Origin of the sequence: Pseudarthrobacter sp. AB1, from assembly GCF_014926485.1 — a bacterium.
GTDB lineage: Bacteria > Actinomycetota > Actinomycetes > Actinomycetales > Micrococcaceae > Arthrobacter.
The window spans coordinates 18,329-33,701 of record NZ_PZKO01000010.1 but is presented as its reverse complement, the minus strand read 5'-3'; the positions used below and the strand labels follow the sequence as shown (position 1 = coordinate 33,701).

14 protein-coding genes are annotated in these 15,373 nt (G+C 62.6%); 4 read left to right on the top strand and 10 right to left on the bottom strand.

Translation table 11 applies throughout. The features are described 5' to 3' along the window. The 3 genes from DAD99_RS03555 to DAD99_RS03545 form a co-directional block, all read right to left on the bottom strand. Window positions 1-903, bottom strand: a 903-nt coding sequence (locus DAD99_RS03555) for an alkaline phosphatase (RefSeq protein ID WP_193340371.1), incomplete at its 3' end; no start/stop codon positions are given. A 134-nt stretch (window positions 904-1,037) separates the two neighbouring features. Then, entirely contained in the window at window positions 1,038-2,534 is a 1,497-nt protein-coding gene (locus tag DAD99_RS03550) for an APC family permease (RefSeq protein ID WP_193340370.1), read from the bottom strand. Between the two features lie 434 nt (window positions 2,535-2,968). Continuing rightward, entirely contained in the window at window positions 2,969-3,376 is a 408-nt protein-coding gene (locus DAD99_RS03545) for a cupin domain-containing protein (RefSeq protein ID WP_227007618.1), read from the bottom strand. Window positions 3,377-3,858: 482 nt separating this feature from the next. Between DAD99_RS03545 and DAD99_RS03540 the strand changes: the two genes are divergently transcribed. From DAD99_RS03540 to DAD99_RS03525, 4 genes are all read left to right on the top strand, one after another. Next, entirely contained in the window at window positions 3,859-4,239 is a 381-nt protein-coding gene (locus DAD99_RS03540) for a cupin domain-containing protein (protein ID WP_193340369.1), read from the top strand. Window positions 4,240-4,339: 100 nt separating this feature from the next. Continuing rightward, window positions 4,340-5,740 (top strand): NAD(P)-binding domain-containing protein, encoded by a 1,401-nt coding sequence (locus DAD99_RS03535; RefSeq protein ID WP_193340368.1) that lies wholly within the window; start codon window positions 4,340-4,342, stop codon window positions 5,738-5,740. 550 nt (window positions 5,741-6,290) lie between these two features. Beyond that, window positions 6,291-6,734 (top strand): ester cyclase, encoded by a 444-nt coding sequence (locus DAD99_RS03530; RefSeq protein WP_193340367.1) that lies wholly within the window; start codon window positions 6,291-6,293, stop codon window positions 6,732-6,734. 235 nt (window positions 6,735-6,969) lie between these two features. Further along, on the top strand, window positions 6,970-7,260 hold the full coding sequence (locus tag DAD99_RS03525) for a hypothetical protein (protein ID WP_227007617.1): 291 nt from the start codon (window positions 6,970-6,972) through the stop codon (window positions 7,258-7,260). A 268-nt stretch (window positions 7,261-7,528) separates the two neighbouring features. On the opposite strand, the gene DAD99_RS03520 is transcribed toward DAD99_RS03525, so the two are convergent. From DAD99_RS03520 to lgt, 7 genes are all read right to left on the bottom strand, one after another. Continuing rightward, on the bottom strand, window positions 7,529-8,053 hold the full coding sequence (locus DAD99_RS03520; RefSeq protein ID WP_193340366.1) for a hypothetical protein: 525 nt from the start codon (window positions 8,051-8,053) through the stop codon (window positions 7,529-7,531). A 647-nt stretch (window positions 8,054-8,700) separates the two neighbouring features. Then, the gene (locus DAD99_RS03515) at window positions 8,701-9,948 is read right to left on the bottom strand and encodes a type II toxin-antitoxin system HipA family toxin (protein ID WP_193340365.1); all 1,248 of its coding nucleotides are present in this window, start codon (window positions 9,946-9,948) and stop codon (window positions 8,701-8,703) included. Continuing rightward, window positions 9,945-10,202, bottom strand: a complete 258-nt coding sequence (locus DAD99_RS03510; RefSeq protein ID WP_193340364.1) for a helix-turn-helix transcriptional regulator — start codon at window positions 10,200-10,202, stop codon at window positions 9,945-9,947. The genes DAD99_RS03515 and DAD99_RS03510 overlap by 4 nt, the downstream gene beginning before the upstream one ends. Before the next feature lie 157 nt (window positions 10,203-10,359). Then, complete coding sequence (locus DAD99_RS03505) at window positions 10,360-11,127, bottom strand: DeoR/GlpR family DNA-binding transcription regulator (protein ID WP_193340363.1); 768 nt, start codon at window positions 11,125-11,127, stop codon at window positions 10,360-10,362. An 86-nt stretch (window positions 11,128-11,213) separates the two neighbouring features. Next, entirely contained in the window at window positions 11,214-13,670 is a 2,457-nt protein-coding gene (gene pdxA / locus DAD99_RS03500) for a 4-hydroxythreonine-4-phosphate dehydrogenase PdxA (protein WP_227007616.1), read from the bottom strand. Between the two features lie 126 nt (window positions 13,671-13,796). After that, window positions 13,797-14,432 carry a DUF3105 domain-containing protein gene (locus DAD99_RS03495; RefSeq protein ID WP_193340362.1) on the bottom strand — a complete coding sequence of 212 codons (636 nt, stop codon included), beginning with the start codon at window positions 14,430-14,432 and terminating at the stop codon, window positions 13,797-13,799. Continuing rightward, window positions 14,425-15,366, bottom strand: a complete 942-nt coding sequence (lgt, locus tag DAD99_RS03490; protein ID WP_193340361.1) for a prolipoprotein diacylglyceryl transferase — start codon at window positions 15,364-15,366, stop codon at window positions 14,425-14,427. Before lgt ends, DAD99_RS03495 begins: the two co-directional genes overlap by 8 nt. Between the last annotated feature and the right edge of the window lie 7 nt (window positions 15,367-15,373).

Sequence of the window (15,373 nt, the reverse complement as noted above, 5' to 3'; positions counted from 1 at the left end):
CATATCGAATCCGGCCGGCACGGAGGATGCCCGCAGCGGCATGTTCTCGTAGTAGGCCTGGAATGCGGCGGTTCGGCGCTGCCGGAACCGCTCGGTGGTGTCGTTGAGCTGGTTGGCGTCCTTGTTCTCCGGAACCTCGTCGGCCCAGTTGTTGTCCACCTCGTGGTCATCCCAGACCACCAGCCATGGTGCGATGGCGTGCGCGGCCTGCAGGTCGGCGTCGGACTTGTATTGTGCGTGCCGCTGCCGGTACCCGGCCAGGCTGGCGGTCTCGGGGCCCTGGTGGTCGCGCGGGTTGCCGCCGCCGATCACGTAGCTGTCCTTCTTGTACTCGTAGATGTAATCACCCAGGTGCAGGACCAGGTCCGGGTGGTCCTGGGCCAGCCGTGAGTAGGCAGTGAAGTAGCCGTGCTCAAACTGCGAGCAGCTGGCGAACGCCATGGCCAGAGCCGCGGGCGTCTCGTGCGGCGCCGGGCTGGTGAGCGTGCGGCCCACCACGCTGACGTGCTTGCCAGTGCGGAACCGGTAGAAGTACTCGCGTCCCGGCCTGAGGCCCTTGAGTTCGACGTGCACGGAGTGGCCGGTTTCGATCCTGGCGTGCTCGACGCCGCGGGCTACTACCGTGCGCATGTTCGCGTCTTCAGCCACTTCCCACGCTACCGCGACGTTGCGGGAGGGCATGCCGCCCAGGCCGTCCTCGGCGATGGGGTCCAGCGCCAGCCGGGTCCAGATCACGAAGCCGTCCGGCCATGGCTCGCCGGAGGCGATGCCCAGCAGGAACGGATCGGTGCGGATGCCGGCGTCGTCCGCTGTTGAAACGGCGACGGCGGCACCCGGCCAGGCAACGACGAGCCCGGCCCCGAGGCCGGCGGAAAGAAGGGATCTGCGTGAAATGTTATTCATGGGTTCGACCGTATTGCGGCCGGTTGGACAGGTTGTGAGGACGGTGTGAATGGATGGTTAACTGCGTGACAAGACCTGTCGATTAGGCGAAGTAATCCGCTACGATGACGGCGACCCGTCCCGCACTCTCCATATCATCTGGAAGTTGGAACCTGTTCCAGGTCTTCGGCATCGTTTTCCGAATCAATGTCGGAAGAGTTTGCAGCGGTTGCTTCGTTGTCCCAGCGCCCCGATTCGCGCTGGGAGTAGAACCAAATGGGTATGTAGAGCGCCAAAACGAGGAAGCCGAGCCAGGTTGACGTCCAGCCAATCTCCTGGCTGTTCAGGTAGACCACACCGACCAGACAGAGTGGCAGGTTGAACAGGCCAAAGATCATGGCGACGTTTTTCCAGCCCTTGGGTGCTTTGAAGGGCCTTTCCAGGCTAGCGAAAGCGGGGTGTTTTTTGGCTCTGACATAGGCGAACAGGCTGATGCCGTTGGCGCAGGTGTAGCCAATGGCGGCGGCCGCGAGAATTGCGGAGAGGGAGCCCATGGAGATCAGGACCAGATTGAAGGCCGCGGTGACGAGCAAGGCAATAAAGGGAGTTCCGTGGCGATTGGTTTTGCCGAAGACCTTGGGAAGGTTGCCTTCTGTCGTCATGGAGTGCAACGCCCGGGACGAACCCAGGTAAGCCGTTTGGATGATCAGGATCATCGCGGCGATCAGCATGATGATGGTGACGATTGAGCCGGCCTCGCCAAAGACTGCCTGGGCAACTGGAATCAGGGGCGATACAGGCTCCGCCATCACACCTTCAACACCGAGCACGCCGATTACTGAAGCCTGCACCATTACGTACGAGAGAAAGCAGATGAAGCCGCAGGCAAACAGTGCTTTCGGGACATCTTTGGAAGGGTTCTTGTATTCGGGGGCGTAGATGGCCGCTGTTTCCCAGCCACAGGCACTCCACTGTGCAATCGCAAAGATGCCAAAAAGAATGAGGATGTGGTGCAGGTCCCAGGCCCAGTCAGCCGGCCACCAGTTGCCGGTGATATTGGCAAAGTCGACATGTCCGGTAGCAAAAGGCGCCACGGTGAGGATAACCAGCGGTATCAGGGATACGGCCGCCAGGATGTAGCCCAGGATGGCGCCGTCCTTGAGGCCGAACCAGTTAACGATGAACAATCCGGTAAAGATCACCAGACCGGAGATCAACGCGAGCTGGTACTCGGTAAATGCCTCGGCCAGAACCGGAAAGAGCCCGTGCAGGTAACCGCCCACCAGGATGGCGAAGATCGCCAGGACCGGGTTCCAGGCAAACCAGTAGCTCCATGCGGAGAAGCCGCCGATCAGTTTGCCCTTGTCGTACTTGCCTTTGAAGTTCTCGGTGCGAAAAACGTGCTGCGCGAAACCTGGCAGGCCGGAGGCCTTGGGAAAGGTTGTAGCCATTTCAGCATAGGCAGCGTTCTGTATGAAACCCTGGATGACCGACAACCCCCAAACCAGGATTGCTGCGGCAGCCATATACATCGGCAGGTAGCCCAGGGACGGCAGAATCAACAAGGGGACCCCCAGTGCTATGGCCAAGCCCTGTTTCCAGTTGATCGATCTTTCCAGATGGCCAACACCGTCCGAAATGCTTTTACTCATAACAGTCTCCTTAGACGGCTTCACGTCGTCTGATCTTTTAGGTTGAATAACCAGGTTCATGCCATTCGCGCAGTTTTCCACGATGTGTAGAGCGAAAATGCATGCGATGCGCAATGGGACAAGCCATACGCTTGTATCTTCAAATTTTTAGGCTCGGTTAAACATGCAACTGCGATCTGCAGTTGCATGTATTGCCGCGGGTGAGAATGAATTCTGGCGCGTGAGTTTCCGCGCGTGACCCAAAGACGGAAAGGGTTTCCAAGGGTCTATAGAGGCGACATAAGATGATGCCTGCCGTTCAACGGCGTTGGATTTGCAGAAATGCGGAAGCGCTTATCGTTGTGCTTGGGCGGAAATCTGCGGCATCTATGTCACGACGTGAACGGCTATATTGTTTCGTAGACGATTGCGCCATCCAGGGTGGCGTCTAAGGCTCAGATTTCGTAGTACCGGAAGGAATGCGACTCCGCGCCCTCAGGGTTGGGGCCATAGACGGTAACCATGCGGGCGTAGGTGGGTGCCCAGTACCGGCCAAGTTGTCCGGGATTTACGCGCGCCGAGTCGCCGGGTCTGAGGACGACAGTCTTGCCCTCGGACTCGATGTAGAGCTCGCCCTCCACGACGAAGTTCGTTTCGCTGTGAGGGTGAAAGTCTTCCCACCCGCAGGCTTCCAGTTCCCATTCTGAGAGCCGGAAGTCATCCCAACGGCCCACGGGATCCGCGTTTATGAATCTGCAGCGCAATCGCGGCCATTCATCCTTCATGACCTGCATGGACTTCGCTGACCAAAAGTCGATCGTTTCCCCCGTCGTCAGTGCCGGGGGCTGGGTGGCTGTGGCCATAATCTTTCACCGTTCTTCAGTTGGAAATCTGATTTGCGGAACATATCGGTGAAGCAAAAATCAATTACATCAACGTGATGTGGATCACGGACTTTCAATACTCTGACAGTGACAACCGTTCTAGTCAATAGTTCAGGAGCAGAAGATGGGAGGTTTTTCGGCCGTGGATCCGAGCGTCAGTTCACAAAAAGAATCTTGCAGAAATCTGTTCTGAACGATTGACTTGTACGGTTGTTCATGTCAAGGTCGGTGGACGACGAAGCGTGATTCACTTCACATCGGCACAGCTCGAGGAGGAGCTCAACCGGTCCGTTGAGAATCAAGAATGTCGGATTTGCGACCATTCCTCCCGGAGCCATAACCCGGTTTCAGAGGTGACCTTCAATGCAGTCCTTTATGCGCCAAAAGCGCCGTCCCCTATGGCTATTTATGCCTAAACGAACAGTTCTGAAGAACTCTTCACCCAATTCACAGGAGAGACCATGGAAACCACCCTCGTAGGAACACTCAGCAAGGCCGGATCCATCCACAAGGTAGAAAACGGCTTCATCGGACTGCCGTCGATGAACGAGCCGGGGACGGTCGCCGCGATCGGTGACTCCCTCCACAACCCCGCCGGGTCTGTCATGTGCGCCGGCTTCTTCGAGCTGGAGGCCTCCGAACCGTTGGTGTACACGTACACCTATGACGAGATGAAGGTGGTCATCAAGGGTGAGTTCATCCTCACGGACCAGACAACAGGCGAAGTCACCCACGCCAAGGAACGCGACGTGCTGTTCTTCCCCAAGGGCACCACGGTCAAGTTCGAGACCCCTGAATATGGCCTGGGGTTCTTCGCCGGCGACCGCACCTTCGCACCCTAGGAGCCATCCAGCGCGTTCACAGCGTTGCTGGCTTGATACGCAACCCAACTCACAACGTCGCAGACCAGCGGCCCCTGAAAATTTGGAAGAGGAAAGCAGCATGACACTTCGAGTCGGAATCATCGGTGCCGGCCCCAGCGGCCTGGCACAACTGCGGGCGTTTGAATCGGCACGCCAAAAAGGCGCCCCCATCCCCGAGATCCTCTGCTTTGAGAAGCAGGACGACTGGGGCGGGCAGTGGAACAACAGCTGGCGGATCGGCCTGGACGCTCACGGCGAGCCGGTGCACTCCAGCATGTACCGCCATCTATGGTCCAATGGGCCCAAGGAATGCCTCGAGTTCTCGGACTACTCCTTTGATGAGCACTTTGGCCGCCCCATTTCCTCGTTCCCGCCCCGCGAGGTTCTCTTCGACTACATCAAGGGCCGCGTGGAAAAGTCCGACGTCCGCAAGTACGTCAAGTTCAACACCGTCGCCCGCCACACCAGCTACAACGAGGCAACGCAGGAATTCACGCTGACGGTTGAAGACCTCAAAACCAACCTCACCGAAACCCACGTGTTCGACAAGCTCGTGGTCGCCACCGGACACTTCTCCGTCCCCTCCGTCCCCGAGTTCAAAGGCATCAAATCCTTTCCGGGCGAGGTCCTGCACGCCCACGATTTCCGCGGAGCCGAGCGCTTTTACGGAAAGAACCTGCTCATGATCGGCAGCAGCTATTCCGCCGAGGACATTGGCATGCAGGCCCACAAAATGGGCGCCGCATCCATCACCATCAGCTACCGGACAGCGCCCATGGGCTACCACTGGCCGGAGAACACGTTTGAGCGCCCACTCGTCACCCACTTCCAGGGCACCACCGCGTACTTTAGCGACGGCACCCAAGATGACTTTGACGCGGTCGTACTTGGCACCGGATACCAGCATAAGTACCCGTTCCTGCCCAGCGAACTATCCCTGAAGTCGCCAAACGTGCTGTACCCGGGCAACCTTTACAAAGGCGTGGTGTGGCAGCAGAACACCAACCTGTTCTACCTTGGCGCGCAGGACCAGTACTACACCTTCAACATGTTTGACGCGCAAGCGTGGTTTGCCCGCGACGTCATGACAGGAGCGATTGACCTTGCGTCCATTGCCGAGCGCGAGGCGGACATCCAGCTCTGGCTCGCGCGCCAGGCCGCGCTGCCTGATCACGACGCGGAGGCCGATTTCCAGACGGACTACCTGCGGGAACTCATCGATGCCACGGATTACCCGCCCTTCGATCTGGATGCTGTTTCCCAGTTGTTCAAAGACTGGATGCACCACAAAGAAACGGACATCCTGGGGTACCGCGACATGGTCCACCGCTCCGTGGTCACCGGCACCATGGCAACCAAGCACCACACCCGCTGGCTCAACGCCATGGATGATTCCATGAAGCGGTATTTGGAAGGACCTTCGCAGGATGTGGACACCGGCTCACCTGCCGCTGTGGATGACATCCTTGCCGCGAGGTAGCTACAGGATTGGTACCGCCGAAGACCGTATCCTGGCTGTCGATGCAACAGCCAGGATACGGTCCGGAGCGCGAATATGCGGCGTGCGGGTATTGAGCCGGTGACTATGCGGGCCATTGCCGAGGAGGCTAAAGCTCCGTTGGCTACGGCTCATATTGCTTCAGCGAAACCCCTGCGTCCCGGGACTTCGGCACCTGACCCGCCGACGCCGTCGTCCGTTACCCAAGTCCACGGCAGCGCGAGCCCCGGTCCGGGCTCAATGTGGGCTCGGTTCAGACGCCCCGTCTTGTTTCCGCGCTGCCTCGTCGATCGCTTCCAACACCCGCGCGTGGTTTGCCGCGTCCTTGAGATAGCGGAGCGGCGTTCATCAAAAATGCCCCATCAACAACGCGACGCTTGTTACCGGAAGCCCCTCTGTCGTGCTGATTCTGGAACCATTGACACTCCTTCGGCCAGGGCGTGTACTTAAATCGGGTTCTGTTTGAGCAGAGGCCCAGCCATGGAGCGGCCCGCCCTTTCCGTGAGCCGCCCTTGAAACGGGAGGTCGGAAAATGGGACAGGCACGCGAGGTAATGGATCGCTTAACCTCGGCAATGACAGCGAGAGATAAAGAGACGCAGGCAGCCTGTTATGCCGCTGATGCGGTCGCCGTTACCCCGGATCAAGGCGAGATTACCGGGCAGGAAGCAATCAGCAACTACCTGTCGCAATTTGGGGAATCATTCCCTGACGTCGGCTATGAGTATTTGCAGAAATATGAGGCTGGAAATGTAGCGATCGATGAGGGCTATGTCACCGGAACCAACACAGGACCGCTTCCCTTGCCATCCGGCGAAAGCCTGCCTGCAACGGGCAAAAGCATCAGGGTGAGAAGTTGCGACGTCGCGCACGTAGAGGGTGGCCTAATCAAACAGCACACGTTCTACTTTGACCAGATGGAGCTCATGGGACAACTTGGCCTGCTCCCTGAATCCCCTTCCAAGCCAGGAGCCTGAATGGCAGATCAGGGCCACCGGTAGCGCCACAATCGGAAATGATCTGAGCTGCCGTACCCGTTGCCCGTCAACAGACACGGCTGCGCCCTTGCGGCCACTTGGGACGGAAGGGTTCTCAAGTCCTTACTGTTGCCGGGAGCTATCCCAAGGGGCAGATCTCGCTTCCTGCCTACGAGCAGGCTCGCCCACCTGACAGAACGGGCCAAACAACCGGATTAGTTGGAGGAAAATCGAAATGTTCGCCAGAGTCAGCACCTACGGAACCGGACCGGAAACCATCTCGGATGCGCCATCGGAAGACATCATCAACAGGGTGCTTGAAATTCCGGGGTGCAAGGGAATCTACTATTTGCGCGGGAAAAGTGCAGGCAAAGACCTGTCCATCACATTGTGGGACTCTGAGGATTCCATGTCCGCGAGCCGGGAGACGGCGAATAAGATCAGGACAGAGACCAGCGCAGCGGAAGGAACTCAGATCCTCGCCGTGGAGGAATTCGAAGTGACGGCCAGCAGCTTCAAAGACTGAATATCCCCAGCCTGTGTCACATCCACCAGGACTTGACACGCCAGCCGCTCAGGATTGTCTCGGTCATCCGCCCGACCACGCCGGCAACCAAACTCGGTTTTTGCTGCTGCCCGCGGGCACGAGTGGGCCCCGCAGCCCATGAATCGGTGCTCCGGGGCCGGGCAGTCCGCAACCTTTGGGAGATGCTGCGGACTGGCTAGAGGCCAGGGCAGGGGTCCTGCGCTGGCCTCAGTGGACCGTCAACCTCAGTAGACCGTCAATCAGTCAACTAACCCTTGATCAGGATGGCCGGCTCGGTGAACCCCGCGAAGGTCAGCGAGTACTCGTAGCTGAGGACGTTGCTGGTGACTTCAGGTGTCCAGTTGGGGTTGGGGCACGTGAAGGTCGCCAGGAAGTCCTCGGTGCTTGTTCCCGCTGTGGTCTGCGAGGGCACCACGAGCCTGCCGTTCTTCGTGGAGGTGAGTTCGCTAGACGTTTCCGTTGTTACCGACCTCGAGAACGGTTCGACAACTTTGCTCTTCGAGCCTGGGTTGTGGCAGACACCGCTGATTGTGCTGGTGACTTTCAGTTCCACGGTCGCGTTTGTGTTTCCGACGCCTGCTATCTGCGTGCCAGTACAGGTTACGGTGGTACCGCTGACGGTACAGATGGGCTCGGCAGAGCCCTTCGCGTAGTGGGCTCCCTGTGGAGCGTTGTTGAAGTTTGTGACCGCGTGCGCCGCAGTCATGCCTGTTGCGAGGGCGAACAGCATTGCCGCGAACAGAGTCAGGACGCGGCGGAGTGATAGCTTCATTTTCAGACTTTCTGCAGATGCCCTGGGCCCGATGCCGAAGGCGGTAGTTACAGGGATTTTGGATCCGGCTTTCGCCGGTCCGTGTGTGCTTCGGGAGCCCCCTCAAGCCCTCCAAAAGCTACCCGGCCGCAGAACCCAGATTGAGCTGCGCCTTTCAAATCGGGCGAGCGACCAGCAGCGCCGTTGCCTGTGCTGTCCTCGCCACCGAACTGATTCGGGCCTTGTCCGGCTAATTTTTCTTATCGATATTGGGGTTCTTTCAGTGCAGCTGCTGCAAATATGAATTCGCCGATTCCCAGCTCGTGGCGGTGTGCATGCCGTCAGTGGCAGGCGACACGGAGACTTTGAAACATCACCTCCCCCGCGGGAAAATTTTACCTCTGTGCGGCGCATCGTGGAATGCAGCGGGGCTAAATAGGGGAGGGCTTGAGGGGCATTTAGGTAGGCGTTCTGCCTCACCTTCCGGTGTCTATTTTTCGGGGTCAACAACGGGGGGCTTCGTCGCAGGTTCTCCAGTGACATGAGGGGCTTCAGCGGCACACATACCTCGTGGTTGACCGAGGTCAGCGGGCGCGCGCCGCGCCTCCCGCTTCAGCGCGCCTCAAGGTGAAGGCACCCCGGTGATCCGGGTGCGACGGGCTGGTTCCTCAGCGCAAGGTCCGGCGGGCTGTTCCACCGTTCAGCAGGTCGGCTGCCCGGGCGGGGACCAGTTCACCCAGGAAGCCGATGCTGGACTCCGCGCGCGTCGTGGCTGCTGCTCCGGCCACGGCTTCCAGGGCGGCCGCAGCGGTAGTCCGGGCGTCGTCGGCGTCCAGGCCCCAGGCGGCGCCTTCGCGGACGACATGGTCCAGGGTCAGATGATTCAGCCTTGCCTGACCGTCCAGCGCATGGCCGGCATTGACGCTGGGCGCGTAGAGCAGTTGGGTGGGTGCCACGTCGTACAGGGGTGCCAGCAACACCTCGCCGCCGTCGCGGATGAGCACCGAATAGTTCTTGGAGTGCGCGTCACCGTTGCCGATGACGAGGTTGAAGGTGACAGCCCGAAGCAGATCGCGCCGAAACGCGTCGTCGTCGCGGGCATGCGGTGCCGCCGCTGCTATAAGCCTGGTGAGCCTGGACGGCGGCGCCGTGGTGCCCTCGTACTTAGCGCTGCTGGCCAGTGCCAGGGCCTGGGTGAAGTCTTCCTGGTGGAGACGGCCACCGTCATGGGTCCGGTCGTAACGGGTGACAATGATCGCCTGGCGCGTGCCGAAGGTTTCCAGCCGGGACTCGGCTGCCGGTAGGCCGGCCGCGGCAGCCACGTTCAGGGCCCAGTGCTCCGCCGCGAGCAGATGCGGCATCGGCGAGTCCAAGGGCTCGGGCTTGATGATGTGGGTGGAGACGGCTCCCCGGCCCGGCCATGCCCAGCCCTCGCCGTGGCGGCTCAGCAGGACCTTGGACTGGATGCCGCCCAGGGAAGCCGTGATAGCGAAGTCCTCCGGCAGGTCCCAGGTGGGCAACGCTTCGACGACGTTGGTGACCTCAACATCGGCCATCGGGATGGCGTCGGCTGGCCCGTCAGGCGACGTTCCGTCCGGCACCGCCTGGACGGCTCCGGCGCAGTCAGCCCCGAGTATCCGGAGCAGCCCTAGAGCGTCCGGAGTGGAGAGCCCGTTCACCGAGGCCAGGTGGGAACGGGCCTGCCCTTCCGGCAGCAGCCCATCAAAATAGTTGACCACGGACGCGCCGGTGATCTTCTTGCGGGTGACCGGCAAAGACAGGGAGAGGAGGATCGAGGACGCACCGTATTCGGCGATGATGTCGGGGTCGTACTGAAAGGCCAGTCGCAGGGATGACCCGGACAGCACCCCTATGTGGCGTCCGTGCAGGTACACCTCAAGGCTTTGGCGCTTCATTGTTTCACCTGCAGTCTGGCGAAACGGGGGACCAGGGCAACGTCACGGCCGACTGCCCGGATGGCGTTCATGGCGATGACGATGGACACGGGCTCGCCGTGTTCAAGCCTGAGGATGGTTCCCCGGGTGACGCCCAGTTTCTCGGCGACGTCCTGCTGGGTGAGTCCTGCTTCCTTGCGGGCCTCGGCGATCGACCGGCCAAGGGATGCCGCGTCGACCGCCCGGTAGAAACTGGTCGTCTCAGAATGTTCCATATAACGATCATATGGCATTCGTGGCAGAATGTTCAATAACTCGAACATTATTAACTCGACGTCTAATGTCCGATAAAACGAACACGCCGGGTTTCGGTCCCCAGCCGCCCCTCACCTCGCAAGCTCGGTCAGGGAACCCTGCGGTCGTGGGCCCGGCTCAACCACCGGCCAGGACAACCTCAACCCCAGAGCCGCGGAACATCTGCACCTGGGCCGGGTCGGCGGCGTCGTCCGTCACCAGGGTCCACGGGAGCGCGAGCCGCGCCCACGCGTGGAAGGGCCGCAGGCCCAGCTTGGACGAGTCCGTCAGTACATACACAAGATTGCCGCGCCGGGCCATAAGTTCCTTGAGCCGGGTCTGGGCGTGGTCGGCCTCGCAGATGCCGTCCTCGGCGGTGACGGCGTCGGCGCCGAGGAACACGCGGTCAAAGCTCATCCGCTCCAGTGCGGCCTCGGCCAGGGGGCCAACGAAGCTTTGGCTCAGGTTCCGCAGCCGGCCGCCGAGGCAGTCCACCTCGATGCCGTCGGACTCGGCCAGTTCCTGCATGGTGTTGATGCCCGGCGTCGTCACGTACAACCGATCAAACCCGCGCAGTTCGTGGGCCAAGGCACCCACGGTGGAGCCGGCGTCGAGCAGGATGTTCTCCCCGGGCCGGATCACGGACGCCGCCCAGCGGGCGATGGCCTGTTTCTGCTCAAACGCCTCGCCGGTGCGCTGCCGCAACGATGCTTCCGGGTGGGCGCCCAGCGCCATGGCGCCGCCGTAGGTGCGCGCCAGCCGGCCTTGCCCGTTCAGGAGCGCCAGGTCGCGGCGGATGGTGGATGCAGTGACCTCGAACCGGGCGGACAGTTCCTCCACGGAGGCCAGGCCGGTGGTGAGCGCCAGATGGTAAATCTCTTCGCGCCTGGCATTTGCCGACAGCATTCCCGGTCTCCCTCCCGTGGGCGTGGCTACCATGCTAGTTCCGGCCACTCATCCAATGGGTTTCGACAGGCTCAACCACCGGGGGTCTACACAGCCACGGCGGGCCGGGTGGCCATCTCCGCCGCCTGGTGAAGCGCCTCCACCATGCTGCGCGAATCGGCGATCGCCTTGCCGGCAATGTCAAAGGCGGTGCCGTGGTCCACGGAGGTCCGGATCACCGGCAGGCCCACGGTGATGTTCACGCCGGCCTCGATGCCCAGCACCTTCACCGGGCCGTGCCCCTGGTCGTGGTACATGGCCACCACCAGGTCGTAATCGCCCCGCCCGGCCAGGAAAAACAGCGTGTCCGCGGGCAGCGGGCCGGTGACGTCGATGCCGGCGGCGCGGGCGGCCTTCACCCCGGGTTCGATCTTCTCGGCTTCCTCGCCCTGGCCGAACAGTCCGCCCTCGCCGGCGTGTGGGTTGATGGCGCAGACGCCGATCTTCGGTATGGCGGTACCGGCCCGGATCAGCGCCTCGTGGCCGCGGCGGATGGTGCGTTCCACCAGGTCCGGGTTGATCTTCCGGACGGCGTCCATCAGGCCGATGTGCGTGGTCACATGGATGACCTTGATCTTGGGCGTGGAGAGCATCATGGACACTTCCTCCGTCCCGGTCAGCTGCGCCAGCAGTTCGGTGTGCCCGGGGAAGACGTGCCCGGCGGCGTGCAGGGCCTCCTTGTTCAGCGGCGCGGTGCAGATTGCCTGCACCTTCCCGGCCATCGCCAGCTCGCTCGCCACGCGGATGTATTCGTAGGCGGCGTGCCCGGCCACAGGGGAGAGCTGGCCCCAGGCAAGGTCCGCCGGCAGCAGCGCCAAGTCGATCACGTTCACCCGGCCCGGCGTGAACACCGCGTCCTCTACGGAGGAGATTCTCTGGATGTCCGCTGCGATGCCCAGGATGTCCGCGGCCTGGCGGAGGCGCAGTGCGTCACCGATCACCACGGGTTTGCATTCGGCGTTGATCTGCGCGTCCAGCACGGCGGCTACCACCACCTCGGGTCCAACGCCGGCGCCGTCGCCCATGGTGACGGCAACATACGGGAGTTCCGTGGGATCAACAGCATTCATGGAGGGTCCTTTTCCGGGCAGGGACGGCTGGGGCGCCGTCGGCAGAGGGGAGCGCGTTGTGGGGGGATTCGCTGTGCGCGAGGGTGAAGACGTTGAGTAGCCGGCCAATACGGCCAGGATGGTGCGGAGGCTGTTCGTTTCGCCGAAACTGCCCGGGCGGGTGACCACAGGGTTTCCGTCCGGAGCCAGCGACAGGACGGCGCCGTGCTCAATCTCGCCCTGAATGCCCAGCCGCTGCACACCTACGGCATCGAGCACCGAGCGGGCCGTTTCGCCGCCGGTGAGCATCAGCGGCCGGTCCCTGGCGAGCGGCGCCACTGTCCGGGCCAGGGCGGCGGCAATGTCGGAGGACGCCGCAGGATCCACCGTGGATGCATCAACGGTCACCGCAGCCGGACCTGCCGACAGGGCCCGCTGCAGCGCAGCCATGTCAGCGGTTCCCGCCAGCAGGTCTGCCGGGGACAGGGTGATGACGGGAACGCCGTCCGCGGCAAGGGCCTGCAGCTGTTCCCTGGCCGGGCCGGACGCGGAGCCCACCACCAGCAGGGGAAATCCGCCGGTTGTGCGCTGGCCGAGGGAGGAATGTACGACGTCGGCACTTCCGTTGGGTGCCTTGCCGGCAGCCCGAGCCACCGCGGCGCCTAACGCGGTACCTAACGCGGTGCCGAGAGCTGATCCGAGGGCTGAGGCACCCGCGAACCGGACGCCGGGAATGCTGAGGGCGGCGCTGACAATCGCTTCCAGATCGGCCTGCGTCTCGGCGTCGCAGACCACCACGGGGAAGGGGTGTTCAGCGCTCGCGTCCTTCAGTGCCGCGGCCAAAGTCTCGCCGCCGCTGCGGACAGTAGTCAGCCCAACGGAGGACGTACTTAGCGGATGCAGCGCAGCGGCGATGGTTACCGGCGGCGCCGACGGCTCGGCGTGCCACAGCGTGGTCTCGTGCAGTGGCACACCCTGGTGGTGCACCGTTCCGTTGACGGTGCTGCGGCCCAGCGGCGGCAGCGCCGGGGCCATAATGACGGGACCTTCCGCGGCGAGCACGTCGAGCTGGGATGCCACCGGCCCACGGAGCAGGGAATCGATCTTCAGGAAAACCATGGGGGAGGAGTCGCCGGCAGGAATTGAGTCCAGGACTTGGCGCAACCGTGCGGCGGCATCGGCGGGGAGCTTCCGGTTGTCAGTATCCAGCACCACAAGCGCGGTGTTCCCCAGGTTCGCGTCCGGCAGGATGTCCCGCAGGGCAGTGGCAAGCTCCCCCGGGGGGTGCGGGAGCATGCAGACTTGCGGCGCGCCGTCGTGAGACCTCGTGGCACCGGGTACGGTATGCGCGCTCTGTGCATCCTCACCAGGGGTGCTGGCGAGGGTCCCCAAAAACGCCGCTGCCGTCTCGGCGGCGCCGGAAAGGTCGTCAGCCATCGCAATTATGCGATTCATCGCTGCCACCTTTACTTTCCGCAGAACTAGGTTCGGTGAAGCCGGTTCGGATCAGCCTGCACAAAACACGCTAATCTACTTGCGCACTTTGCGCAATTCTGCGGCCACGGTGCGGCAGACGTCCGCTCAGCCGTTCGCGCCGCCGGTACATAGGGCCCCGGGCTCCGGAGCGTTGGGGGACTGGGCGTAGGCGCGGATGAAAGGGGCAATGCGCGGATCGGCGGCGTCCGTCACGGTCAGCTGGGCACCCCAGGCCGTGGCCGTGATGTCAGTCCCGGACACCGTACCGGGGCTGAGTAGGACGTAGGGCTTGTCCTTGGCCAACGCGGTCAGCGTAGTGACATCGGAAGCGGCCAGGCCGGAGCCGTACGTGATGCTGACGGCGCCGTGCTCCAACGAGTGGACGGCGCGCTCCTGGTTGACGGGTTCGGTGTAAATCCCGCAGTTGGTCCAGGTGGCCGCATGGTCACCACCGACGCCGGGCGGGTGGGGGTAATCCACTGGTCCTTCCACGTGGTTCCGGGACAGGCCGGTAAAGGTCTGGATGCCCTCGATGGGTTGCCTGGCGGCCTCGGCTGCGGCGTTCTTTTCCTGCACGGACCCGACGATGGTCAGGGTGACGGCGGTGATGATGCCCGCCAGGAGCAGGCCAAAACCGCCGAAGAGGAGGATCTTGAGGCGGCGCCGTTTCGCCTGCTGCCGTGCGCGGATACCGGCCACGGTCTGTTCGTTTTCGGCGCGTCGTTGGTCTGCGTTACTCATGCGGAGTTTCCTTTACTGGAGGGGCGGGTTCCGTGGCGTCGTTGAGTGCGACGGGTCCGCCGGGGGCGGGTTCTTTCGGGGCGGGCGGGACGGCGGAGCGGGGACGGGTCCTGAGCCGCTGGAAGAGGAAGAGCCCGGCCAGGAAGAGCAGGCCTGCGACCCAGGTGTTCACGCGCAGGCCCAGAATGAGGTTGGCCGGGTCCGAGCGCATCAGCTCAAAGGCGAAGCGACCGGCGGTGTAAAACACGAGGTACAGGGCGAACACAGAACCGGAACCAAGGGTGTACCGGCGGTCCAGGAAGATCAGCAGCAAGGCCGCAGCCAGGACCCAGAGGGATTCGTAGAGGAAAGTCGGCTGAAAATAGCCCAAAACCTCCGGAGTGCCGTCGGCGCCGGTCAGGGCCTGGCCGGTGACCGGGTCCACGGCGTGGATCTGGAGTTTCCAGGGCAAGTCGGTGGGTTCCCCGTAGAGCTCGTTGTTGAACCAGTTGCCCCAGCGGCCCAGGCCTTGGGCGATCAGCAGGCCGGGTGCCGCCGCGTCCACGAACGCAGGGAACGGAACCCCGGCGCGGCGGGCCCCGATCAGGGCTCCAACGAGTCCGAGGGCAACGGCGCCCCAGATCCCGAGGCCGCCTTCCCAGATCCGGAATGCACCCCAGGGGTCGCGGCCGGGGCCGAAATAGAGCTGGTTGTCCGTGATGACGTGGTAGATCCGGCCACCGACGATGCCGAATGGCACTGCCCAGGTCACAATGTCGAGGGTCTGGGAGGTGGTGCCGCCGCGGGCCTGGAGCCGGCGGGCGGTGAGCCAGACGCCAACGACGATGCCGGCCAGGATGGCGAGGGCGTAGAAGCGGATGGTCAACGGCCCGAGCTGGAAGGCACTGAACGTGGGGGAGGGAAAGAAGAGCTCTGTCGCGACAGGTATGTTCATGGTCCGG

What these genes read in the sequence shown, in the direction of transcription:
- DAD99_RS03550 (WP_193340370.1), bottom strand. Translation starts at nt 2,534, where the DNA reads ATGAGTAAAAGCATTTCGGACGGTGTTGGCCATCTGGAAAGATCGATC.
- DAD99_RS03545 (WP_227007618.1), bottom strand. Translation starts at nt 3,376, where the DNA reads ATGGCCACAGCCACCCAGCCCCCGGCACTGACGACGGGGGAAACGATC.
- DAD99_RS03540 (WP_193340369.1), top strand. Translation starts at nt 3,859, where the DNA reads ATGGAAACCACCCTCGTAGGAACACTCAGCAAGGCCGGATCCATCCAC.
- DAD99_RS03535 (WP_193340368.1), top strand. Translation starts at nt 4,340, where the DNA reads ATGACACTTCGAGTCGGAATCATCGGTGCCGGCCCCAGCGGCCTGGCA.
- DAD99_RS03530 (WP_193340367.1), top strand. Translation starts at nt 6,291, where the DNA reads ATGGGACAGGCACGCGAGGTAATGGATCGCTTAACCTCGGCAATGACA.
- DAD99_RS03525 (WP_227007617.1), top strand. Translation starts at nt 6,970, where the DNA reads ATGTTCGCCAGAGTCAGCACCTACGGAACCGGACCGGAAACCATCTCG.
- DAD99_RS03520 (WP_193340366.1), bottom strand. Translation starts at nt 8,053, where the DNA reads ATGAAGCTATCACTCCGCCGCGTCCTGACTCTGTTCGCGGCAATGCTG.
- DAD99_RS03515 (WP_193340365.1), bottom strand. Translation starts at nt 9,948, where the DNA reads ATGAAGCGCCAAAGCCTTGAGGTGTACCTGCACGGACGCCACATAGGG.
- DAD99_RS03510 (WP_193340364.1), bottom strand. Translation starts at nt 10,202, where the DNA reads ATGGAACATTCTGAGACGACCAGTTTCTACCGGGCGGTCGACGCGGCA.
- DAD99_RS03505 (WP_193340363.1), bottom strand. Translation starts at nt 11,127, where the DNA reads ATGCTGTCGGCAAATGCCAGGCGCGAAGAGATTTACCATCTGGCGCTC.
- pdxA (WP_227007616.1), bottom strand. Translation starts at nt 13,670, where the DNA reads ATGAATCGCATAATTGCGATGGCTGACGACCTTTCCGGCGCCGCCGAG.
- DAD99_RS03495 (WP_193340362.1), bottom strand. Translation starts at nt 14,432, where the DNA reads ATGAGTAACGCAGACCAACGACGCGCCGAAAACGAACAGACCGTGGCC.
- lgt (WP_193340361.1), bottom strand. Translation starts at nt 15,366, where the DNA reads ATGAACATACCTGTCGCGACAGAGCTCTTCTTTCCCTCCCCCACGTTC.